We start from the raw sequence: 19,625 nt of genomic DNA, 5'->3' as shown, positions 1-19,625 counted from the left end.
CAACATTGTACATAAAAAAATTTTTGTCTAAATAAGCAAATGCATTTCACACCCGCTTTAGAGTCCGCCACTCTACTCAAACGCTATAAACGCTTTCTTGCCGATATCGAACTCGATACCGGTGAAATTCGTACTATCCACTGCGCAAACACTGGCGCTATGACAGGTTGTGCGACACCCGGAAACAAAGTTTGGTTTTCCACTTCCGACAACCCGAAACGAAAATACCCCAATAGTTGGGAGTTGAGTGAAACCGAACAAGGCCACCGTATTTGTATCAATACCGCGCGCGCCAACCAATTAGCCGTTGAGGCTATTGAAAATAATGTCATTTCAGAGCTTTGTGGTTATGACACACTTCAAACTGAGGTGAAATACGGTAATGAAAATAGCCGAATTGATATCTTGCTCAGCGCAGACAACAAGCCAAAGTGCTATATAGAAGTGAAAAGCGTCACTCTTCTTGATGAGACCGACTCTATTGGACAAGGATACTTCCCAGATGCGGTCACGACTCGGGGACAAAAGCACCTGAGAGAGCTCACAGAAATGGCACAAAATGGAAGTAGAGCCATACTTTTATTCACTGTTTTACATTCAGGTATTGAAAAAGTATCCGCGGCGCACCATATAGACGCGAAATATTCACTATTACTCAAACAAGCACAAGACGCTGGAGTGGAAGTTCTCTGCTACAAAGCTGAACTGAGCGATACTGGAATGAAGCTGATTTCCGCTATTGATTTTATCAATTAAGAGAAAAAATGATGTCGTCTTCACATTGACGATAACTTTGCGATTCAGTATTTGCTTGCACCGCCTCTTTTTGCTATAGATACCCGCCTTAAATTGACTGCGTAGCAGTTGACTAGGTGTAAGTAGGAGATGCTGTATGCCAGAATCAAAGAAGAAAACGATAGGCATCCTAGCCATTGCCGGCGTGGAGCCATATCAGGAAAAACCTGGTGAAGAGTACATGTCACCAGAGCAGGTTGAACACTTTACGAAAATCTTAACAGCTTGGCGCGACCAGCTGAGAGCTGAAGTGGATCGTACCGTTCACCACATGCAGGACGAAGCAGCAAACTTCCCAGATCCAGTTGACCGCGCCTCTCAAGAGGAAGAGTTCAGCCTAGAACTGCGTAACCGCGACCGCGAACGCCGTTTGATCAAGAAGATTGAAAAGACTTTGGATAAAATCAAAGAAGACGATTTTGGCTTCTGTGAGTCTTGTGGCGTAGAGATTGGCGTTCGCCGTCTTGAAGCACGTCCAACCGCTGACCTATGTATTGACTGTAAAACACTTGCAGAAATCAAAGAGAAGCAAATGCAAGGTTAATCAACCAAGCATTATGATTATTGAAGGGAGCTCAGGCTCCCTTTTTGTTTTGACTACCTTTGCATCCCATTTGTTTACTAAATTCGAGATACACGCATGACACGCTATGTAGGTCGATTCGCCCCATCTCCTTCTGGTCCTTTACATTTTGGTTCACTGATTGCCGCTCTTGGCAGCTATTTTCAAGCGAAAGCACACAACGGAACCTGGTTAGTACGTATTGAGGACTTGGACCCACCAAGAGAAATGCCAGGTGCGGCGCAACTTATCCTAGATGCGCTCAAAGCCTATCAGCTGCATTGGGATGGAGAGGTGGTATACCAGAGTGAACGTCATGACCTTTACCAAGCTCAAATAAATACATGGCTCGAAAATGGTGAGGCCTATTATTGCCAATGTACTCGAAAGCAAATTAAAGAGCATGGCGGGTTTTATCCTGGCACTTGCCGCGATAAAAACTTGAAAGACGGCGCGATTCGCCTAAAAATGACCAAGCCTGTCGCTCATTTCTTCGATCAGAAGCGTGGAACAATTAAGATTCCAGAGCAACTCGTTAATGAAGATTTCATTATTAAACGTCGAGATGGATTATTTGCTTATAATCTTGCGGTAGTATTGGACGACATCAACCAAGGCGTCACAGAAATCGTGCGTGGTGCAGACTTAATCGAGCCAACAGGGCGTCAAATCAGTCTGTACCAGATACTTGGGCAGCCTGAAGTCAGCTACTTGCATTTACCATTGGCGATGGACAACAACGGCAATAAACTGTCGAAACAAAATCACGCGACGGCTATTGATATAGAAACACCAAAGCCTACTCTATTACGCGCCATGACATTTTTGGGCTTCGAGATACCTGAAGCCATAAAAGCGGCCAACATAGAAGAGATTCTTCGTTGGGGCTGCGAAAACTGGCGCTTGGAACAGCTTCCAACAGAGATCGAGATCACAGCGTGATTCTCAAATGGCATTGTGTAGGCTATCATTAGCCGCAAATTAGGCCCTAGAGGCGCAAAAACTAACCAAAGCAAGATTGGACTAAACCCAGTTATTGCCAGATGCACATGAATACAAACGACTATACACCAAGCGAACCTGCCACTATTCCAGAGCTCGCTCTCAATGTAATAACTCGTGAAGAGCACAACATTTCGCGTAAGCAGATCAGTGATAATGCACTGAAGGTACTGTACCGCCTAAATGGTGCTGGTTTCGATGCTTTTCTTGTGGGTGGCGGGGTTCGAGACTTACTGCTTGGACAGAAACCAAAAGATTTTGACATTGCGACCAACGCAACGCCGGAACAGATCAAACAGCTATTTCGTAACTGCCGTTTGATTGGTCGCCGCTTCCGCTTGGCTCACATTATGTTTGGCCGAGATATCATTGAAGTAGCGACATTCCGCGGTCACCACCAAGAGCAAAAGAATAAGAGCATCTCTCAGCAATCGAAAGAAGGAATGCTGCTGCGGGACAATGTCTACGGCACCATCGATGAAGATGCTGAGCGCCGTGATTTCACGATTAACTCGATGTACTACAACATCGCGGATTACTCGATTCACGACTACGCACGTGGTATTGAGGATTTAGAAGATCGCCTCATTCGACTGATTGGCGATCCAGAAACACGCTACCGTGAAGATCCAGTACGTATGTTGCGTGCAGTTCGCTTCGCGGTAAAACTGGACTTTGATATTGAAGAAGACACCGCGGCGCCAATCGAACACATGGCACCGTTGCTCGGTGACATTCCGTCAGCGCGTCTTTTTGAAGAGTCACTCAAGTTATTGCAATCCGGTCACGGCTTAGAAACCTACCACCTACTGCGTGAGTACAACCTATTCCAACAGCTCTTCCCGACGATTGCAGCGCACTTTACAGAAGATTACTCCTCTCACACTGAGCAAATGTTGGATCTTGTCCTAGATTCTACCGACATGCGCATCGAAGATGGGAAACGCATCAATCCAGCATTTATGTTTGCTGCAATGCTGTGGTACCCACTGTGTGCGAAAGCCGATGAACTGATGGAAGAGCGCAACCTAGGCCATTACGACGCTATTATGGAAGCGAGTAACATCATTCTTGATGAACAAGTTCGTACAATTGCCATTCCAAGACGCCACACAGCAACCATTCGCGAGATTTGGCAGCTGCAGCTGCGCCTTCCTCGACGTAACGGTAAACGTGCATTCCGCCTGATGGAGCTCAATAAATTTAGAGCTGGCTTTGATTTTCTTGAAATGCGCGGTGAAATTGAAGGTGGTGACACTCAGAAGCTTGCCAAGTGGTGGGAAACTTTCCAAAATGCAGGCCGAGAAATGCGTCAAGCAATGGCTGCCGACCTAGACGGTCAATCACCGAAGAGTGGTCAGCGCCGCCGTAAAACCTATCGCAAGAAAAAGAGTAAGCCTAAGTCATGATCACAGCGTACATTGCGGTAGGCAGTAACTTGGCTGATCCTGTCAGCCAAGCGAAGCAAGCGATTGAAGCGTTAAAAACGCTGCCTGAATCAGAATTTGTTCAGGCTTCTTCGCTATACAGCAGCACGCCAATGGGACCACAAAACCAACCGGATTACATCAATGCGGTTGTGTCAATTAACACCAGTTTGACGCCTCTTGAGCTGCTCGATTGCACACAAGCCATTGAGCAAGAACAAGGGCGTGTCCGTAAAGACGAACGTTGGGGACCAAGAACCTTGGACCTCGACATTGTTCTTTATGGCAATGAGGTGATTAATTCCGAGAGGCTGATCGTTCCTCATTATGGAATGAAAGAGCGTGAATTCGTACTCTACCCTCTTGCGGAAATTGCACCAAGTTTACAACTCCCCGATGGGACCGAGGTCTCTGAACTACTGGAACAAGTAGATAGAAACGGCCTCAGTATCTGGCAGTCATAGCCAACTCCTAGTAAGGATAAAACCATGAAAAAAATGACCATCAACGACCTGATCAAGTGGAAGCAAGAAGGTCGTAAATTTGCTACTTCAACCGCTTATGATGCGAGCTTTGCCCAACTGTTTGAAAGCCAAGAAATGCCAGTACTTCTTGTTGGTGATTCTCTAGGTATGGTTTTGCAAGGTCACAACGATACTCTACCAGTAACGGTCGATGATATCGCTTACCATACTCGTTGCGTACGCGCAGGTAGCCCAAATTGTTTGTTGATGGCTGACATGCCATTCATGAGCTACACCACGCCAGAGCAAGCTTGCGAAAATGCGGCTACACTGATGCGTGCGGGTGCCAATATGGTGAAAATTGAAGGTGGTGACTGGCTAGTCGACACTGTAAAAATGCTCACTGAACGCTCGGTTCCAGTTTGTGCTCACCTTGGTTTAACTCCTCAAGCCGTGAATATTTTTGGTGGTTACAAAGTCCAAGGTCGCGATCAAGAAAAAGCGGACCGCATGGTGAAAGATGCCTTAGCACTGCAAGAAGCAGGCGCTCAAATCGTCTTACTAGAGTGCGTGCCTGCTGAGCTTGCTGAGCGTATTACGCAAGTGCTCGACGTCCCTGTTATCGGTATTGGGGCTGGTAACGTGACAGATGGTCAAATACTCGTGATGCATGATATGTTCGGTATCTCTGCCAACTACATGCCGAAATTCTCCAAAAACTTTCTTGCTGAAACAGGTGATATGCGCAAAGCCGTTGCTAAATACATTGAAGATGTAGCCAACGGTGTATTCCCAGACGACGCTCATACCATTGCCTAGAGGATAAATGCATGCAAACTTTTGCGGAAATCTCAGCAGTTCGTGAACACCTTAAAGCCTTTAAACGTGAAGGTCGTAAAATTGCGTTTGTCCCAACCATGGGCAACCTTCACGAAGGTCACTTAACTTTAGTGCGTAAAGCACGCGAACACGCTGATATCGTTGTCGTAAGCATCTTTGTTAATCCGATGCAGTTTGATCGTGCAGACGATTTAAATAATTACCCGCGTACGCTAGAGGAAGACTTAAGCAAGTTAACCTCTGAAGGGGTCGATGTGGTATTTACGCCGACACCAGAAGTTATCTATCCTGAAGGGCTTGATAAACAAACGTTTGTTGATGTTCCGGGTCTATCGACTATTTTAGAAGGGGCTTCACGCCCTGGTCATTTCCGTGGCGTCACAACCATCGTAAACAAGCTATTTAACATCGTTCAGCCAGATGTGGCCTGTTTTGGTGAGAAAGATTTTCAACAACTTGCTGTTATCCGCAAGATGGTTGTCGATCTTGCGATGGACATTGAAATCATTGGTGTACCGACCGTACGTGAAATGGACGGTTTAGCAATGAGCTCACGCAATGGCTTGCTTACGCTGGACGAACGTCAACGTGCGCCAGTGCTTGCTCGTACAATGCGTTGGATCAGCAGTGCCATTCGCGGTGGCCGTGATGACTACGCATCGATCATCGAAGATGCGAGCGACCAACTTCGAGCTGCAGGTTTGCACCCTGATGAGATCTTCATTCGTGATGCTCGTACTTTACAAGTGATCACGCCAGAAACGACACAAGCCGTCATTCTGATGTCTGCGTTCTTAGGCAAAGCGCGTCTTATCGATAACCAAACGGTAGATATGGTTGTCGAAGCGAAGGAAGAAGCAGAGTCTAGTAATACAAACTCAGAGAGCGCAGAGTAAGCTCTGAGCCATCAAGACGTAAAAAGGTCGACTCTTAGTCGACCTTTTTTATTTTCTACGTATAGACGCAATCTAATCCTTCAGGACGTGTTTTAAAGCGCTTGTGCAGCCACATCCACGCTGGAATATCACGTTTTATCATTTTCTCGAGTTCTTGATTCAAGATACTTGCCGCTTTAATCGCATTACGCCTCTCGAAACGCTCACTGATATCTTTTCCAATATACAACGTGTAATGGTGATTCTTGCTCACTGTGACGCCAGATATGACCGCACACTTTGTTGCGTCTATAAGCACACTAGAGCCCACGATACTCGCGGCTTGTTCAACAGCAAAGAACGGCGCAAAAACAGAATGGCTGACGCCATAATCATGGTCGGGCAAATACCACAGTCGATGACCATTTTTCAGTACTTTGAGCATTGATTTCACGTCTTTTCGATCAATCATTTGATGCCCCAAACGAGTTCGACCTCGATGTTGAATAAACTCATAAGCAGGATTCGAATTTGGGCGATAAACGCCATAACCTTTGGCAAACTGGCTAAAAATACGAGCGGTTATCTCCAAGTTTAAATGGTGACTGCACACCACCAACACACCACGCCCATTCTTTTCCTCAGCGAGTAAACGATCTTTCCCAACAATAGAGGTTATCCGACGTATCCGCCAATCTGGCCAAAACCAGGCGATCCCCGTTTCGATGATCGCCATTCCCGTATATTGAAAGTTTTTTCGTACTACGTCCTTACATTGCCAATCCGTAAAATCAGGGAAACACAGCTGGAGATTACGCAGAGCGATCTTGTGTCGACGCTTCATTACATGCATCGCAACACAGCCGATGCTTCTACCTAAGATTCGCAATACTATGTATGGCAGTACATTAACAAGAATCGCTAAAGATCCAAATGCCAGCCATACAGACCAATATTTGGGCTTAAGTAACTGATAGGAGAAAGGCGGCGGCGGGACAATATTCATAGGATTACTCATTTATTACAAATGATTGAAACCTATCATGATAAAAACTGAAAAATTGTATGGGTATGTATTGTTATGCATGCCAAAGAGCAGCATGATTCGCTGCTCTTTGTTGTGTGGGAGAGTCTTAGCTTCTTAGCCCAATACCTTTCGTTACTAAGTAATGAGCAACGGCATACAGCGCTATCACAAACACCGCAAGCACACTGAATGAGGTGACAATACCCACATCCGATACGCCTAAAAAACCATAACGGAACGCATTCACCATGTAGACGATTGGGTTAATCTTAGAGACACCTTGCCAAAATTCAGGCAGTAAGCTGATGGAATAAAAAACACCACCCAAGTAGGTTAACGGGGTCAACACAAATGTAGGAATGATCGAAATATCATCAAACGTTTTTGCATAGACCGCATTGATCAACCCGCCTAGAGCAAATACAACGGATGTCATGAAGACGGTCGCAACAATAATGCCCCAGTGTTCAACTTGCAGATCCACAAACAATAGAGACACACAGGTAACAATAGCGCCTACTAACAAACCTCGAGTCACACCGCCCATTACGTATCCAGCAATGATCACGTAATTTGGCACTGGTGCCACCAGCAGCTCTTCAATGTTCTTCTGTAGTTTTGCACTAAAGAACGAAGACGCCACATTCGAGTATGAATTGGTGATCACCGACATCATGATCAAACCTGGAACTATGTACTCCATGTAGCTAAAGCCGCTCATCTCACCGATTCGAGAGCCAATAAGATTACCGAAAATGATGAAATACAGTGTCATTGTGATTGCAGGCGGAACTAAAGTTTGCACCCAAATACGCGTAAAACGGGTGATCTCTTTGCTCAGCAAGCTACGAAATGCCGTCCAATATAAACCGTACATTTACTTACTCCCTTCTCTTACAATGCTGACAAACAACTCTTCCAGTCGGTTGGCTTTGTTACGCATTGAAAGAACTTTAATACCATGCTCTGTTAACTGACTGAACACTGAATTCAATCCTTGGCTTTTATCTAGCTCTATCTCTAAAGAGCCATCAACAATACTTTGTCGATTGACGCCTTCAAGCTCAGGCACCTCGCCTTCAGATTCAATGTCTAGGATAAATGTCTCGACGCTTAACTTACCTAGCAACGCCTTCATGGTGGTGTTTTCGATCAACTCACCTCGGTTAATAATGCCGATATTTCGACACAGCATCTCCGCTTCTTCTAGGTAGTGCGTCGTCAAAATAATCGTAATCCCTTGCTCTTGGTTGATCTCTTTCAGAAATTCCCACATTGAGCGGCGTAGTTCAATGTCCACCCCAGCCGTTGGCTCATCCAAAATGAGCAACTGCGGCTCGTGCATCAAAGCTCGGGCGATCATCAAACGGCGCTTCATCCCGCCAGATAAATTACGGGCACGCTCTTTACGTTTTTCCCATAAATCGAGTTTTTTCAGGTACTTTTCAGCTCGTTCTTTGGCTAATACTTTAGACACACCGTAATAGCCCGCTTGCTGCATCACGATTTGTTCAACAGTTTCAAACTGATTGAAGTTGAACTCTTGTGGCACCAAGCCTAAATTCTGTTTGGCCAACTCAAGGTCGGTATCAATGTCATAACCGAAAACTTTCGTCGTCCCAGAAGTTTTGTTCACTAAGGAAGAGATGATGCCGATCGTGGTCGATTTTCCTGCACCATTGGGACCTAGAAGCGCGTAGAAGTCACCCTTTTTCACTTGGAGACTAATACCTTTTAACGCCTCAAAGCCACCTGCATACGTCTTGCGCAACTGTTCAATTTCTAATGCGTACATAAGGTCGTGATTGCCGTTTGTTTGTGATTACTAATACCGACTCGATGTTTATCAGCGGTTTACTACGAAATCGCCTTGGGTATTGTACTGGAGGTCCATCAGTTTATCGTTGAATAACGATGATTACAATTAAACCTTTCGATAATATTGGAAATATAGTCCCTATCAACGTAAAGGTTATCTACAAGTAAGGAAAAGTTAGGGAATAAAAAACGCAACAGAGCGCTGTTGCGTTTTTAACGATCAGAGTGATTACGCCGTTATACGCTGATACTGGTCCGCCTCGACATGAGCTACCGCCGCATTTAATGCTTCATAACGGAATTGGTACATATTGTCATTCGGGACAAGATCAATAACGTGGAACTTTTCTAGCTGTTCTCGCGTGCGCTCATTTGGACACAACAAATACACGGCACAATTAGCATCGAGCGCATCTTTAATCGCGTTTTCTAACGCTAAACCGACAGTAACATCAATCATAGGTACATCGGTAAGATCGAGAATCATCACATCATAATCCGAAATACTGGAGTGCTGGCGTGAAATTGCCTTAGAAACACTGAAGATCATTGGACCCGAAAGATAAAAGAACAGTACTTTGCCATTGGCGCGATCAAGCAAGCCACGCTCGCTGTCAGTTAGCGGCACATCGTCTTCATCCGCGTCACTGATCGCTTTCACTTGCCTCGCCTGTTCTCGGCTCAGACGCTCAATGATAATAATGTTGGAAATAAAGACGCCCAAGCCCACGGCAATGATAAGATCAACAAACACTGTGAGCAACATAACGCCATACATTACCGCCATTCCGGAAAAGCTAACCTTGTGTGCTCGTTGAATAAAACTCCAATCCAAAATGTTAAAGCCGACATATACTGCAATGCCAGCCAACACAGCCATTGGGATCGGCTCCGTTAATCCACCAGCAACCAATACGACCAATGCAAGCATAAGTGCACGAATCACACCGGACAATGGCGAACGAGCCCCAACTTGAATGTTAGTCACAGTGCCCATCGTTGCGCCCGCGCCAGGTAGTGCACCGAACAAGCCTGAGATCATGTTGGCAAGACCTTGGCCTCGCAGTTCTTTGTCTGAGTCGTGCTCTTTACGAGTCAAGGAGTCACCGATAACCGCCGTCAACAAAGTATCGATACAACCTAAGGTGCCGAGCACCAGCGCATCAATAACCATCTCAACAAACATATCTGGATCAATATGAGGTGCAACGAGAGAAGGCAATCCTGCCGGGATTTCACCGATACGACGAATGTCTTCCGTATCGAAGAACATCACAGACAACAAAGTCACCGCAACCAACGCCACGAGTTGCGCTGGTACGTATTTTCGATATTGCTTAGGGAAGAAAAAGAGAATCCCCAAAGTCAGTAGACCTAAAAACAGTTCACTGAACTTAAGGTTAGAAATGGTGTCCGGCAAAGCAGATAATGTTCCGAGCACTCCTCCAGAAGGAGCAGCATGCCCCATCAAAGGTGATAGCTGCAAAATGATAAGAATCACGCCAATCCCTGACATAAAGCCCGAAATCACGCTATATGGCATCAAGGTAACGTATTTACCCAGTTTTAACGTCCCTAATAGGATTTGGAACGCGCCAGCCATCATAACAACCGTGAAGGTCATGGCCATGCCCGTTTCTGGATACTTCGCCATCATACTGGTTAATACAGCGGTCATGATTACCGTCATTGGCCCTGTTGGTTCTGATATTAACGTATTAGAACCACCAAACAACGAAGCAAACAGACCGACCATTATTGCGCCCCAGAGGCCTGCTTCTGCCCCTGCACCGGATGCAACACCGAACGCTAACGCCAAAGGAAGAGAGATAATCGCTGTGGTTACCCCGCCAAATACATCCCCTTTGAAATTAATATCTTCAAAACGACTACCGAACACTGCTGATTTCCCTGCATTCAATTTTAAAAAGTAAAATGTCATTACTTTAACGAGCCAGGCGAAAATTTAAACCATAAATAGATTAAGGCTAAATTCACACCACAAATAATTAGGCCTAATTTTACGTTTTTATTGATGAAAACTAGTCAGATGAGTCCTGTCTGACGAATATTTAACGAGATCGAAATTGTAACATTGTGTATAGTTACAACACTGATCGCTTGCATGTTCATATAAGCGGCAGCGCTTTTGTCTTTTAAGGGAAGTAGTTTGCAAGATGCCGGAAATTAAACAGTTATTTGAAAATAATTCAAAATGGTCTCAAGAGATCAAATCTGATCGACCTGAATACTTCGCAAAACTCGCAGAGGGTCAAAAGCCCGATTTTCTTTGGATTGGCTGTTCTGATAGCCGTGTCCCTGCCGAGCGACTAACCGGACTATACTCGGGTGAACTATTCGTTCATCGGAATGTTGCAAACCAAGTCATCCATACTGATCTCAACTGTCTGTCCGTCGTTCAATACGCCGTAGACGTTCTTAAGGTTAAGCACATCATTGTCTGTGGACACTATGGCTGTGGTGGCGTAAACGCTGCCATTGATAACCCTAAGCTAGGTCTTATTAATAATTGGCTGTTACATATAAGAGATATCTATTTCAAACACCGCACTTACCTAGATCAAATGCCGCAGCAAGATCGAGCGGATAAACTAGGTGAGCTTAATGTTGCAGAGCAAGTGTACAACTTGGGTAACTCAACCATCCTGCAAAACGCTTGGGAGCGTGGGCAAGATGTTGAAATTCATGGCGTGGTATACGGCATTGAAGATGGTCGTTTAGAGTACTTAGGCATTCGTTCTAACTCTAAGGAAACCGTAGAAGCGTCTTATCAGAAAGCCCTTTCGACGATTCTAAATACAGACAACAAGCTGCTTTGTCGCTAAGCTACATCTAAGAGTTGAACAAAAAACGCCCATCTGAGATGGGCGTTTTTTATATTTTTAATGCTGCTCTCAATGATTATTCTTGAGGTACAACTTTACCGATGTATGGTAAGTGGCGGTATTTCTGCGCGTAATCAATACCCACACCAACGACAAACTCATCTGGGATTTCAAAACCAATCCAATCCACAGGAACATTCACTTCACGACGAGATGGTTTATCTAGGAGCGTACAAATCGCGATAGACTTCGGCTCACGCAGCGATAAGATCTCACGGATTTTATTTAGTGTGTTACCAGTATCAATGATGTCTTCAACAAGCAAAATGTCTTTGCCTTTGATGTCATCATCCAAATCTTTCAAGATACGAACGTCACGTGAACTTTCCATTGTGTTGCCGTAGCTTGACGCTGTCATAAAATCAACTTGGTGAGTCAGTTCGATAGCACGTGCCAAGTCTGCCATAAATACAAATGAGCCACGCAATAAGCCTACCAACACAAGATCTTCACTACCTTGATAACGCTCTGTAATTTGTTTGCCTAATTCACGAACTCGTTCCTGAACTTCTTGCTCAGAAATCATGACTTCTATTGTATGTTTCATACTGTGCTCAATCTAATTTGTGGGTTGAGGTAAGTCGCACGCAAACGATCACCTAATCTTACGGCGTGTAGTGTATCACCACGTTCATTGGGTTGAAAGTCACATCCTGTTGCCAAAAAATCTTGGAAGAAGGTCTTAGTTTTATAAAGTTCATAGCTAATTTTATCAATAATAATGACATTACTGTATATAAATTGTTCTACAGATGTTGACCTTGTTGATATGCACCATTACACTCATCACTGCTTTAAGCAACTATTAAAATAATCAATTAGGGGGTTACCCCCAATATCAACTCAAATGGCAAGGAAAATGGATATGGACTCAATTGCAAAGAGACCTAGAACTAGGCTTTCCCCGATCAAACGTAAGCAACAGTTAATGGAAATCGCATTGGAAGTGTTTGCGCGCCGCGGCATCGGTCGTGGTGGTCACGCAGATATCGCAGAAATTGCTCAAGTTTCTGTGGCGACCGTTTTTAACTACTTCCCGACTCGTGAAGACTTGGTGGATGAAGTACTCAACCACGTCGTACGTCAGTTCTCGAACTTCCTATCGGATAACATTGACTTAGACTTACACGCGCGTGAAAACATCGCCAATATCACTAACGCGATGATTGAGCTTGTCAGTCAAGACTGTCACTGGCTAAAAGTTTGGTTCGAGTGGAGTGCTTCAACACGTGATGAAGTATGGCCATTGTTTGTTTCAACTAACCGTACTAACCAGTTACTGGTACAAAACATGTTCATTAAAGCAATTGAACGTGGCGAAGTGTGTGACCAGCACGATTCAGAACACTTGGCAAACTTGTTCCACGGTATTTGTTACTCACTGTTTGTCCAAGCGAACCGAGCAAAAAGTGAAGCGGAACTTAAGCACCTTGTTAGTTCATACTTAGACATGCTCTGCATTTACAACCGTGAACACTAAAGCTTAACTCGCAATATATGTCAGCCCACCGTTTGGTGGGCTTTTTATTGTCTGCTGTCAGCCGAGCACACGTTTATATTCCTACCTAACAAACATAAAAAAACCGCTGCAATGCAGCGGTTTCTATCATTCAGTCAGAAAAAGCTTACTTCTTCTTAACTGCTTTTTTGTTTGGCAGGTCAGTGATTGAACCTTCAAATACTTCAGCAGCTAGACCTACAGACTCATGTAGAGTTGGGTGAGCGTGGATAGTCAGAGCGATATCTTCTGCATCACAGCCCATCTCAATTGCAAGGCCGATTTCACCAAGTAGTTCACCACCGTTAGTACCAACGATAGCACCACCGATTACGCGGTGAGTTTCTTTGTCGAAGATTAGCTTAGTCATACCGTCTGCACAGTCAGATGCGATTGCACGACCTGATGCTGCCCATGGGAATGTCGCCACTTCGTACTTGATGCCTTCTTCTTTCGCTTCTTTTTCAGTCTTACCAACCCAAGCTACTTCTGGCTCAGTGTACGCAATTGAAGGGATAACTTTAGGGTCGAAGTAGTGCTTCTTACCAGAGATAACTTCAGCAGCTACGTGACCTTCATGCACACCTTTGTGAGCAAGCATTGGTTGACCAACGATATCACCGATCGCGAAGATGTGAGGAACGTTAGTACGCATTTGCTTATCAACGTTGATGAAGCCACGCTCGTCAATTTCTAGACCCGCTTTTTCACCGTCGATTAGCTTACCATTTGGTACACGACCGATAGCAACTAGAACCGCATCGTAACGCTCAGCTTCAGCTGGCGCTTTCTTGCCTTCCATTGAAACGTAGATACCGTCTTCTTTTGCTTCAACTGCTGTTACTTTCGTTTCTAGCATTAGCTTGAACTTGTCTTTGATACGCTTAGTAAATACTTTCACGATATCTTTGTCTGCTGCAGGAATTACCTGGTCAAACATTTCAACAACTTCAACTTTAGAACCTAGAGAGTGGTAAACCGTACCCATTTCTAGACCGATGATACCACCACCCATGATAAGCAGTTTTTCTGGCACTTCTTTTAGTTCAAGAGCGTCAGTAGAGTCCCAAATACGTGGGTCTTCATGCGGGATAAATGGCAGTTTGATTGGACGAGAACCAGCCGCAACGATTGCGTTGTCAAAGTTAACAACTGTTGGCTCACCTTCGCCTTCTACAAGGATAGAGTTAGGGCCAGTGAACTTACCGTAACCGTTAACTACTGTAACGTTACGCATCTTAGCCATGCCGCTTAGGCCGCCAGTTAGTTGGTTAACAACTTTTTCTTTCCAGATGCGGATTTTGCTGATGTCTGTTTGAGGCTCACCGAACACAACGCCGTGGTCAGCCATCGCTTTCGCTTCTTCAATTACTTTAGAAACGTGAAGCAGTGCTTTAGATGGGATACAACCCACGTTCAGACATACACCGCCAAGCGTGCTGTAACGTTCAACTAGTACAGTTTCAAGACCTAAGTCCGCACAACGGAATGCAGCGGAGTAACCAGCAGGACCAGAACCAAGTACAACAACTTGGGCTTTAATTTCTTTGCTCATTTTGACCTCTTGTAGTCATTATCCCTAACAGGCTGAGTGGGTATCGATTTTTTATGTTTAAGAGAGATTTGTTTTAAACAGTTATTTTCAGACCGCTAACAGTTTACAGAGATGTTAATGGTGTGAAAAGTAAATCAATTTAGCCTGTGAGCTAGACAACAATTCGATTGTGAAAACCCTGAACGAAGCAAGGCTGATAACCAAATTGTCGGTAATTATGATTAGCAGAGGCGGCTAAGTTGCCGCCTCTCATTCATCTAATTTCTATTACAGAACTAGACGACGAATGTCAGATAGACATGAGTTTAGGTAAGTGATGAAGCGCGCACCTTCAGCACCATCGATCACACGGTGGTCGTATGATAGAGATAGTGGAAGTTGTAGACGCGGTTCGAACTCTTTACCGTTCCATACCGGTTTCATTTCTGACTTAGACACACCTAGGATACCAACTTCTGGCGCGTTTACGATTGGAGTAAACGCCGTACCGCCGATACCGCCTAGGCTAGAGATAGTGAAACAGCCACCTTGCATGTCAGCAGCAGTTAGCTTACCTGCACGTGCTTTCTTAGAAACAGCCATTAGCTCTTCAGATAGCTCGTAGATGCCTTTCTTGTTCACGTCTTTAAATACCGGAACAACAAGACCGTTTGGTGTATCTACCGCGATACCAACATTCACGTATTTCTTCAGAATTAGGCTCTCACCGTCTTCTGATAGAGAAGAGTTGAACGCTGGGAACGCTTCAAGCGCTTTAGCTACCGCTTTCATGATGAACACAAGTGGAGTGATCTTCATGCCAGTGTCTTTCTTCGCTTCAATCGCGTTTTGCTCTTTACGGAATGCTTCAAGAGCCGTGATGTCTGCGTTATCCCACTGTGTAACGTGCGGGATCATTACCCAGTTACGGTGTAGGTTTGCACCAGAGATCTTCTTAATGCGAGATAGCGGTTGAACTTCTGTCTCACCAAACTTGCTGAAGTCCACTTTTGGCCATGGTAGTAGACCAAGAGCCGCGCCGTCACCTTTGCCAGATGCTGCTGCACCTGCGCCAGACTCAAGACGCTTAAGCGCATCTTTCACGTAAGCTTGAACGTCTTCTTTTAGGATACGGCTCTTACGACCAGAACCTTTAACCTTAGAAAGGTTAACGCCAAATTCACGCGCTAGACGACGAACAACTGGAGACGCGTGAGCATACTCGTCGTTCTCTTTGAAGTCGCCAGTCGCTGCTGGAGCTGCTGCCGCTGGAGCTTCTGCTTTAGGAGCTGGAGCTGCAGGTGCTGCTGCTTGAGCTGGAGCCGCTGCAGGAGCTGGAGCTGCGCCCGCCACTTCGAATACCATGATTAGTGAGCCAGTAGACACTTTGTCGCCAGCTGCAATCTTGATTTCTTTCACTGTACCAGCGAATGGTGCAGGAACTTCCATAGAAGCTTTGTCACCTTCAACAGTGATTAGAGATTGCTCTTCTTCTACTGTGTCGCCAACGGCAACCATGATCTCAGTAACTTCAACTTCGTCGCCGCCGATATCTGGAACGTTCACTTCTTTTGCCGCAGACGCTGCTGGAGCTGCTGCCGCAGGAGTTTCAGCTGCCGCTGGTGCTGCTGGAGCGCCTGAACCTGCTGTTTCGAATACCATGATAAGTGAGCCAGTCGATACTTTATCGCCAGCTGCAACTTTGATCTCTTTTAGCGTACCTGCGAATGGCGCTGGAACTTCCATAGAAGCTTTGTCGCCTTCAACAGTTAGAAGAGATTGCTCTTCTTCGATGCTGTCGCCAACGGCAACCATGATTTCAGTAACTTCAACTTCATCACCACCGATGTCTGGTACGTGAACTTCTTTTAGTTCTGCCGCTGCTGCTGGAGCTGGAGCTGCTGCTGGAGCTGCTTCTGCCGCAGGAGCAGGTGCAGCGTCAGCTGCACCCTCGGCTTCGAAAATCATGATTAGAGAACCAGTAGAAACCTTGTCGCCTTCTGCAACTTTGATTTCTTTAACGATACCCGCTTGAGAAGCAGGAACTTCCATAGAAGCTTTATCGCCTTCAACTGTGATCAGAGACTGCTCTTCTTCAACCTTGTCGCCAACGCTTACAAGAATCTCAGTAACTTCAACCTCATCCGCACCGATGTCTGGTACATTAATTTCGATTGCCATTTCTTATCTACCTTCTTAATTAAGCGTATAGCGGGTTTGTTTTCTCTGTGTCGATGTCGAATTTCTTAATTGCTTCTGCAACTACAGATTTCTCAACTTCGCCACGTTTCGCTAGTTCAGTTAGCGCTGCTACTACTACGTAACCTGCGTTCACTTCGAAGTGACGACGTAGGTTTTCACGGCTGTCTGAACGACCAAAGCCATCAGTACCAAGAACTTTGAAAGATTCAGCAGGAATGTATGCACGAACCTGCTCTGCGTAGTTCTTCATGTAGTCAGTTGCTGCGATAGCAGGCTCAGTACCCATTACTGTTTGGATGTAAGGTACTTTCGCTTCCGCTTCTGGGTGAAGCATGTTGAAACGCTCTGCATCTTGGCCATCGCGAGTTAGTTCGTTGAATGACGTTACCGAGTAAACATCAGAAGCAACACCGTAATCTTCGCTTAGGATTTGAGCTGCTTTACGTACTTCATTCATGATAGTACCAGAGCTCATTAGCTGAACTTTCGCTTTGTCGCCCGTGTAAGTTTCTAGCTTGTAGATACCTTTACGGATGCCTTCTTCAGCGCCTTCTGGCATTGCTGGCATTGCGTAGTTTTCGTTCATTAGCGTTAGGTAGTAGAACACGTTTTCTTGTTCTGGACCGTACATGCGACGGATACCGTCTTGCATGATTACTGCTACTTCGTACGCGAATGTTGGGTCGTAAGAAATACAGTTAGGAACCGTACCCGCCAAAATGTGCGAGTGGCCGTCTTCGTGCTGTAGACCTTCACCGTTCAACGTTGTACGACCCGCAGTTGCACCTAGTAGGAAACCACGTGCTTGTTGGTCACCAGCCATCCACGCCATGTCGCCAACACGTTGGAAGCCGAACATTGAGTAGTAGATGTAGAACGGGATCATTGGTAGATCGTTTGTCGAGTACGAAGTCGCAGCAGCAACCCATGAAGACATAGCGCCTAGCTCGTTGATACCTTCTTGTAGAACCTGACCTGAAGTCGCTTCTTTGTAGTAAGAAACAACGCCACGGTCTTCTGGTGTGTAAGTTTGGCCGTGCGGGTTGTAGATACCGATTTGACGGAACAGACCTTCCATACCGAATGTACGCGCTTCGTCAGCAATGATAGGAACGATGTTCTTACCAATGTTCTTGTTCTTAAGTAGAACGTTTAGTGCACGTACGAATGCCATAGTAGAAGAGATATCACGCTTCTGTTCTTCTAGTAGTGGCTTGAATTCTTCTAGCTCAGGAACGATGAATTCTTGAGTGAATTTTGGTAGACGCTGTGGTGTGTAGCCGTGTAGCGCTTTACGACGAGCGTGTAGGTATTCGTACTCTTTTGAACCTTCTTCAAGTTTCAGGTACGGAAGTTCTTTCACAGCTTCGTCAGTTAGGATGTCTTGAAGACCTAGACGATCACGTAGGTGTAGTACGTGAGTCATGTCCATCTTCTTAACTTGGTGCGCGATGTTCTTACCTTCAGCCGCTTCACCCATGCCGTAACCTTTAACAGTCTTAGCTAGGATTACTGTTGGACGACCTTTAGTTTCTGCCGCGTTTTTGTATGCCGCGTATAGCTTAGAAGACTCGTGACCACCACGCTTAAGTGCGAAGATTTCGTCATCAGTCATGTCAGCAACAAGTGCCGCTGTCTCAGGGTACTTACCAAAGAAGTGCTCACGTACGTACGCGCCATCTTTTGATTTGAATGTTTGGTAGTCGCCATCGATCGTTTCGTTCATAAGCTGTAGAAGCTTACCAGAAGTATCTTTAGCTAGTAGTGAATCCCAGTTGTTACCCCAGATTACCTTCACTACGTTCCAACCAGCACCTTTGAACAGACCTTCAAGTTCTTGAATGATCTTACCGTTACCCATTACAGGGCCATCTAGGCGCTGTAGGTTACAGTTGATTAGGAAGCATAGGTTGTCTAGTTTCTCACGCGCAGCGAAAGAGATAGCACCACGTGATTCTGGCTCATCCATCTCACCGTCACCTAGGAACGCGTAAACGCGCTGCTCTGAAGTATCTTTAAGACCACGGCCTTCTAGGTACTTAAGGAAACGAGCTTGGTAGATAGAAGCGATTGGACCTAGGCCCATCGATACTGTCGGGAACTGCCAGAATTCAGGCATCAGTTTAGGGTGCGGGTATGAAGGAATACCTTTGCCGTCTACTTCTTGACGGAAGTTGTCTAGCTGCTCTTCAGTTAGACGACCTTCAACGAATGCACGTGAGTAGATACCTGGTGAAATGTGACCTTGGTAGTAAACTAGGTCGCCACCGTCCTTCTCGTTTGGCGCACGGAAGAAGTGGTTGAAACATGTCTCGTAGAACGCAGCAGAAGACTGGAAAGACGCCATGTGGCCGCCTAGCTCTAGGTCTTTCTTAGATGCACGTAGAACGATCATGATAGCGTTCCAACGAATAATTGAGCGAATACGACGCTCAAGTGTTGTGTCACCTGGGTATGCTGGTTCTTGGTCTGCAGGAATCGTGTTGATGTAGTTAGTTGTGATACCTGTTGGCATATCAACACCGTCTAGACGTGCTTTATCTAGAACTTGCTCTAATAGGAATTGAGCACGCTCTAGACCTTCTTCACGTACAACTGACTCAAGCGCTTGTAGCCATTCTTGAGTTTCCAGTGCATCTACGTCATGCTTCATATCAGACATGGCGATCTATCCT

At 45.5% G+C, this 19,625-nt stretch carries 17 protein-coding genes; 9 read left to right on the top strand and 8 right to left on the bottom strand.

Features of this window, described 5'->3' with window-relative positions:
- Positions 1-39: 39 nt before the first annotated feature.
- The 7 genes from sfsA to panC all read left to right on the top strand — a co-directional run bounded on the left by sfsA (position 40) and on the right by panC (position 5,986).
- Entirely contained in the window at positions 40-756 is a 717-nt protein-coding gene (sfsA, locus tag L3V32_RS06055) for a DNA/RNA nuclease SfsA (RefSeq protein ID WP_114323612.1), read from the top strand.
- A gap of 136 nt (positions 757-892) precedes the next feature.
- Entirely contained in the window at positions 893-1,339 is a 447-nt protein-coding gene (gene dksA, locus L3V32_RS06050; RefSeq protein WP_005386584.1) for an RNA polymerase-binding protein DksA, read from the top strand.
- A 96-nt stretch (positions 1,340-1,435) separates the two neighbouring features.
- A complete protein-coding gene (gene gluQRS, locus L3V32_RS06045) occupies positions 1,436-2,299 on the top strand; it encodes a tRNA glutamyl-Q(34) synthetase GluQRS (RefSeq protein ID WP_237283978.1) in 864 nt (287 codons plus the stop codon).
- A 101-nt stretch (positions 2,300-2,400) separates the two neighbouring features.
- The gene (gene pcnB, locus L3V32_RS06040; RefSeq protein ID WP_046875073.1) at positions 2,401-3,768 is read left to right on the top strand and encodes a polynucleotide adenylyltransferase PcnB; all 1,368 of its coding nucleotides are present in this window, start codon (positions 2,401-2,403) and stop codon (positions 3,766-3,768) included.
- Positions 3,765-4,250 (top strand): 2-amino-4-hydroxy-6-hydroxymethyldihydropteridine diphosphokinase, encoded by a 486-nt coding sequence (gene folK / locus L3V32_RS06035; protein WP_237283977.1) that lies wholly within the window; start codon positions 3,765-3,767, stop codon positions 4,248-4,250. The genes pcnB and folK overlap by 4 nt, the downstream gene beginning before the upstream one ends.
- 24 nt (positions 4,251-4,274) lie before the next feature.
- Positions 4,275-5,069: a 3-methyl-2-oxobutanoate hydroxymethyltransferase gene (gene panB / locus L3V32_RS06030; protein WP_005396718.1), complete on the top strand. Its 795-nt coding sequence runs from the start codon at positions 4,275-4,277 to the stop codon at positions 5,067-5,069.
- A gap of 11 nt (positions 5,070-5,080) precedes the next feature.
- Positions 5,081-5,986: a pantoate--beta-alanine ligase gene (gene panC / locus L3V32_RS06025; RefSeq protein ID WP_193447920.1), complete on the top strand. Its 906-nt coding sequence runs from the start codon at positions 5,081-5,083 to the stop codon at positions 5,984-5,986.
- 55 nt (positions 5,987-6,041) lie between these two features.
- Here panC and L3V32_RS06020 read toward each other — a convergent pair whose 3' ends face one another.
- From L3V32_RS06020 to L3V32_RS06005, 4 genes are all read right to left on the bottom strand, one after another.
- Positions 6,042-6,971, bottom strand: a complete 930-nt coding sequence (locus L3V32_RS06020) for a Kdo(2)-lipid IV(A) acyltransferase (protein WP_237283976.1) — start codon at positions 6,969-6,971, stop codon at positions 6,042-6,044.
- 127 nt (positions 6,972-7,098) lie between these two features.
- Positions 7,099-7,869 carry an ABC transporter permease gene (locus L3V32_RS06015; protein ID WP_005396714.1) on the bottom strand — a complete coding sequence of 257 codons (771 nt, stop codon included), beginning with the start codon at positions 7,867-7,869 and terminating at the stop codon, positions 7,099-7,101.
- The gene (locus L3V32_RS06010) at positions 7,870-8,787 is read right to left on the bottom strand and encodes an ABC transporter ATP-binding protein (RefSeq protein ID WP_005396713.1); all 918 of its coding nucleotides are present in this window, start codon (positions 8,785-8,787) and stop codon (positions 7,870-7,872) included.
- Positions 8,788-9,039: 252 nt separating this feature from the next.
- Positions 9,040-10,710, bottom strand: a complete 1,671-nt coding sequence (locus tag L3V32_RS06005) for a SulP family inorganic anion transporter (RefSeq protein WP_237283975.1) — start codon at positions 10,708-10,710, stop codon at positions 9,040-9,042.
- A 277-nt stretch (positions 10,711-10,987) separates the two neighbouring features.
- On the opposite strand from L3V32_RS06005, the gene can reads away from it, so the two are divergent.
- Entirely contained in the window at positions 10,988-11,656 is a 669-nt protein-coding gene (gene can / locus L3V32_RS06000) for a carbonate dehydratase (RefSeq protein ID WP_005379996.1), read from the top strand.
- A gap of 76 nt (positions 11,657-11,732) precedes the next feature.
- On the opposite strand, the gene hpt is transcribed toward can, so the two are convergent.
- The gene (hpt, locus tag L3V32_RS05995) at positions 11,733-12,263 is read right to left on the bottom strand and encodes a hypoxanthine phosphoribosyltransferase (protein WP_005379995.1); all 531 of its coding nucleotides are present in this window, start codon (positions 12,261-12,263) and stop codon (positions 11,733-11,735) included.
- 318 nt (positions 12,264-12,581) lie between these two features.
- Between hpt and opaR the strand changes: the two genes are divergently transcribed.
- On the top strand, positions 12,582-13,196 hold the full coding sequence (gene opaR / locus L3V32_RS05990; protein WP_031780576.1) for a transcriptional regulator OpaR: 615 nt from the start codon (positions 12,582-12,584) through the stop codon (positions 13,194-13,196).
- A 145-nt stretch (positions 13,197-13,341) separates the two neighbouring features.
- On the opposite strand, the gene lpdA is transcribed toward opaR, so the two are convergent.
- From lpdA to aceE, 3 genes are all read right to left on the bottom strand, one after another.
- The gene (gene lpdA / locus L3V32_RS05985; protein WP_005379993.1) at positions 13,342-14,769 is read right to left on the bottom strand and encodes a dihydrolipoyl dehydrogenase; all 1,428 of its coding nucleotides are present in this window, start codon (positions 14,767-14,769) and stop codon (positions 13,342-13,344) included.
- 267 nt (positions 14,770-15,036) lie between these two features.
- Positions 15,037-16,929, bottom strand: coding sequence for a pyruvate dehydrogenase complex dihydrolipoyllysine-residue acetyltransferase (gene aceF / locus L3V32_RS05980; protein WP_237283974.1), 1,893 nt, complete (start codon positions 16,927-16,929; stop codon positions 15,037-15,039).
- A 19-nt stretch (positions 16,930-16,948) separates the two neighbouring features.
- Positions 16,949-19,612 (bottom strand): pyruvate dehydrogenase (acetyl-transferring), homodimeric type, encoded by a 2,664-nt coding sequence (gene aceE, locus L3V32_RS05975; RefSeq protein WP_005396679.1) that lies wholly within the window; start codon positions 19,610-19,612, stop codon positions 16,949-16,951.
- Positions 19,613-19,625: the final 13 nt, after the last annotated feature.

The sequence above is a fragment of the Vibrio sp. J2-4 genome (assembly GCF_021728155.1).
Classification (GTDB): domain Bacteria; phylum Pseudomonadota; class Gammaproteobacteria; order Enterobacterales; family Vibrionaceae; genus Vibrio; species Vibrio diabolicus.
The sequence above is the reverse complement of the archived record's forward strand: the minus strand, read 5'-3'. Positions and strand labels throughout refer to the sequence as shown.

Coding starts and splice junctions, on each gene's coding strand:
- sfsA (WP_114323612.1), top strand. CDS start 40: ATGCATTTCACACCCGCTTTAGAGTCCGCCACTCTACTCAAACGCTAT.
- dksA (WP_005386584.1), top strand. CDS start 893: ATGCCAGAATCAAAGAAGAAAACGATAGGCATCCTAGCCATTGCCGGC.
- gluQRS (WP_237283978.1), top strand. CDS start 1,436: ATGACACGCTATGTAGGTCGATTCGCCCCATCTCCTTCTGGTCCTTTA.
- pcnB (WP_046875073.1), top strand. CDS start 2,401: ATGCACATGAATACAAACGACTATACACCAAGCGAACCTGCCACTATT.
- folK (WP_237283977.1), top strand. CDS start 3,765: ATGATCACAGCGTACATTGCGGTAGGCAGTAACTTGGCTGATCCTGTC.
- panB (WP_005396718.1), top strand. CDS start 4,275: ATGAAAAAAATGACCATCAACGACCTGATCAAGTGGAAGCAAGAAGGT.
- panC (WP_193447920.1), top strand. CDS start 5,081: ATGCAAACTTTTGCGGAAATCTCAGCAGTTCGTGAACACCTTAAAGCC.
- L3V32_RS06020 (WP_237283976.1), bottom strand. CDS start 6,971: ATGAATATTGTCCCGCCGCCGCCTTTCTCCTATCAGTTACTTAAGCCC.
- L3V32_RS06015 (WP_005396714.1), bottom strand. CDS start 7,869: ATGTACGGTTTATATTGGACGGCATTTCGTAGCTTGCTGAGCAAAGAG.
- L3V32_RS06010 (WP_005396713.1), bottom strand. CDS start 8,787: ATGTACGCATTAGAAATTGAACAGTTGCGCAAGACGTATGCAGGTGGC.
- can (WP_005379996.1), top strand. CDS start 10,988: ATGCCGGAAATTAAACAGTTATTTGAAAATAATTCAAAATGGTCTCAA.
- hpt (WP_005379995.1), bottom strand. CDS start 12,263: ATGAAACATACAATAGAAGTCATGATTTCTGAGCAAGAAGTTCAGGAA.
- opaR (WP_031780576.1), top strand. CDS start 12,582: ATGGACTCAATTGCAAAGAGACCTAGAACTAGGCTTTCCCCGATCAAA.
- lpdA (WP_005379993.1), bottom strand. CDS start 14,769: ATGAGCAAAGAAATTAAAGCCCAAGTTGTTGTACTTGGTTCTGGTCCT.
- aceF (WP_237283974.1), bottom strand. CDS start 16,929: ATGGCAATCGAAATTAATGTACCAGACATCGGTGCGGATGAGGTTGAA.
- aceE (WP_005396679.1), bottom strand. CDS start 19,612: ATGTCTGATATGAAGCATGACGTAGATGCACTGGAAACTCAAGAATGG.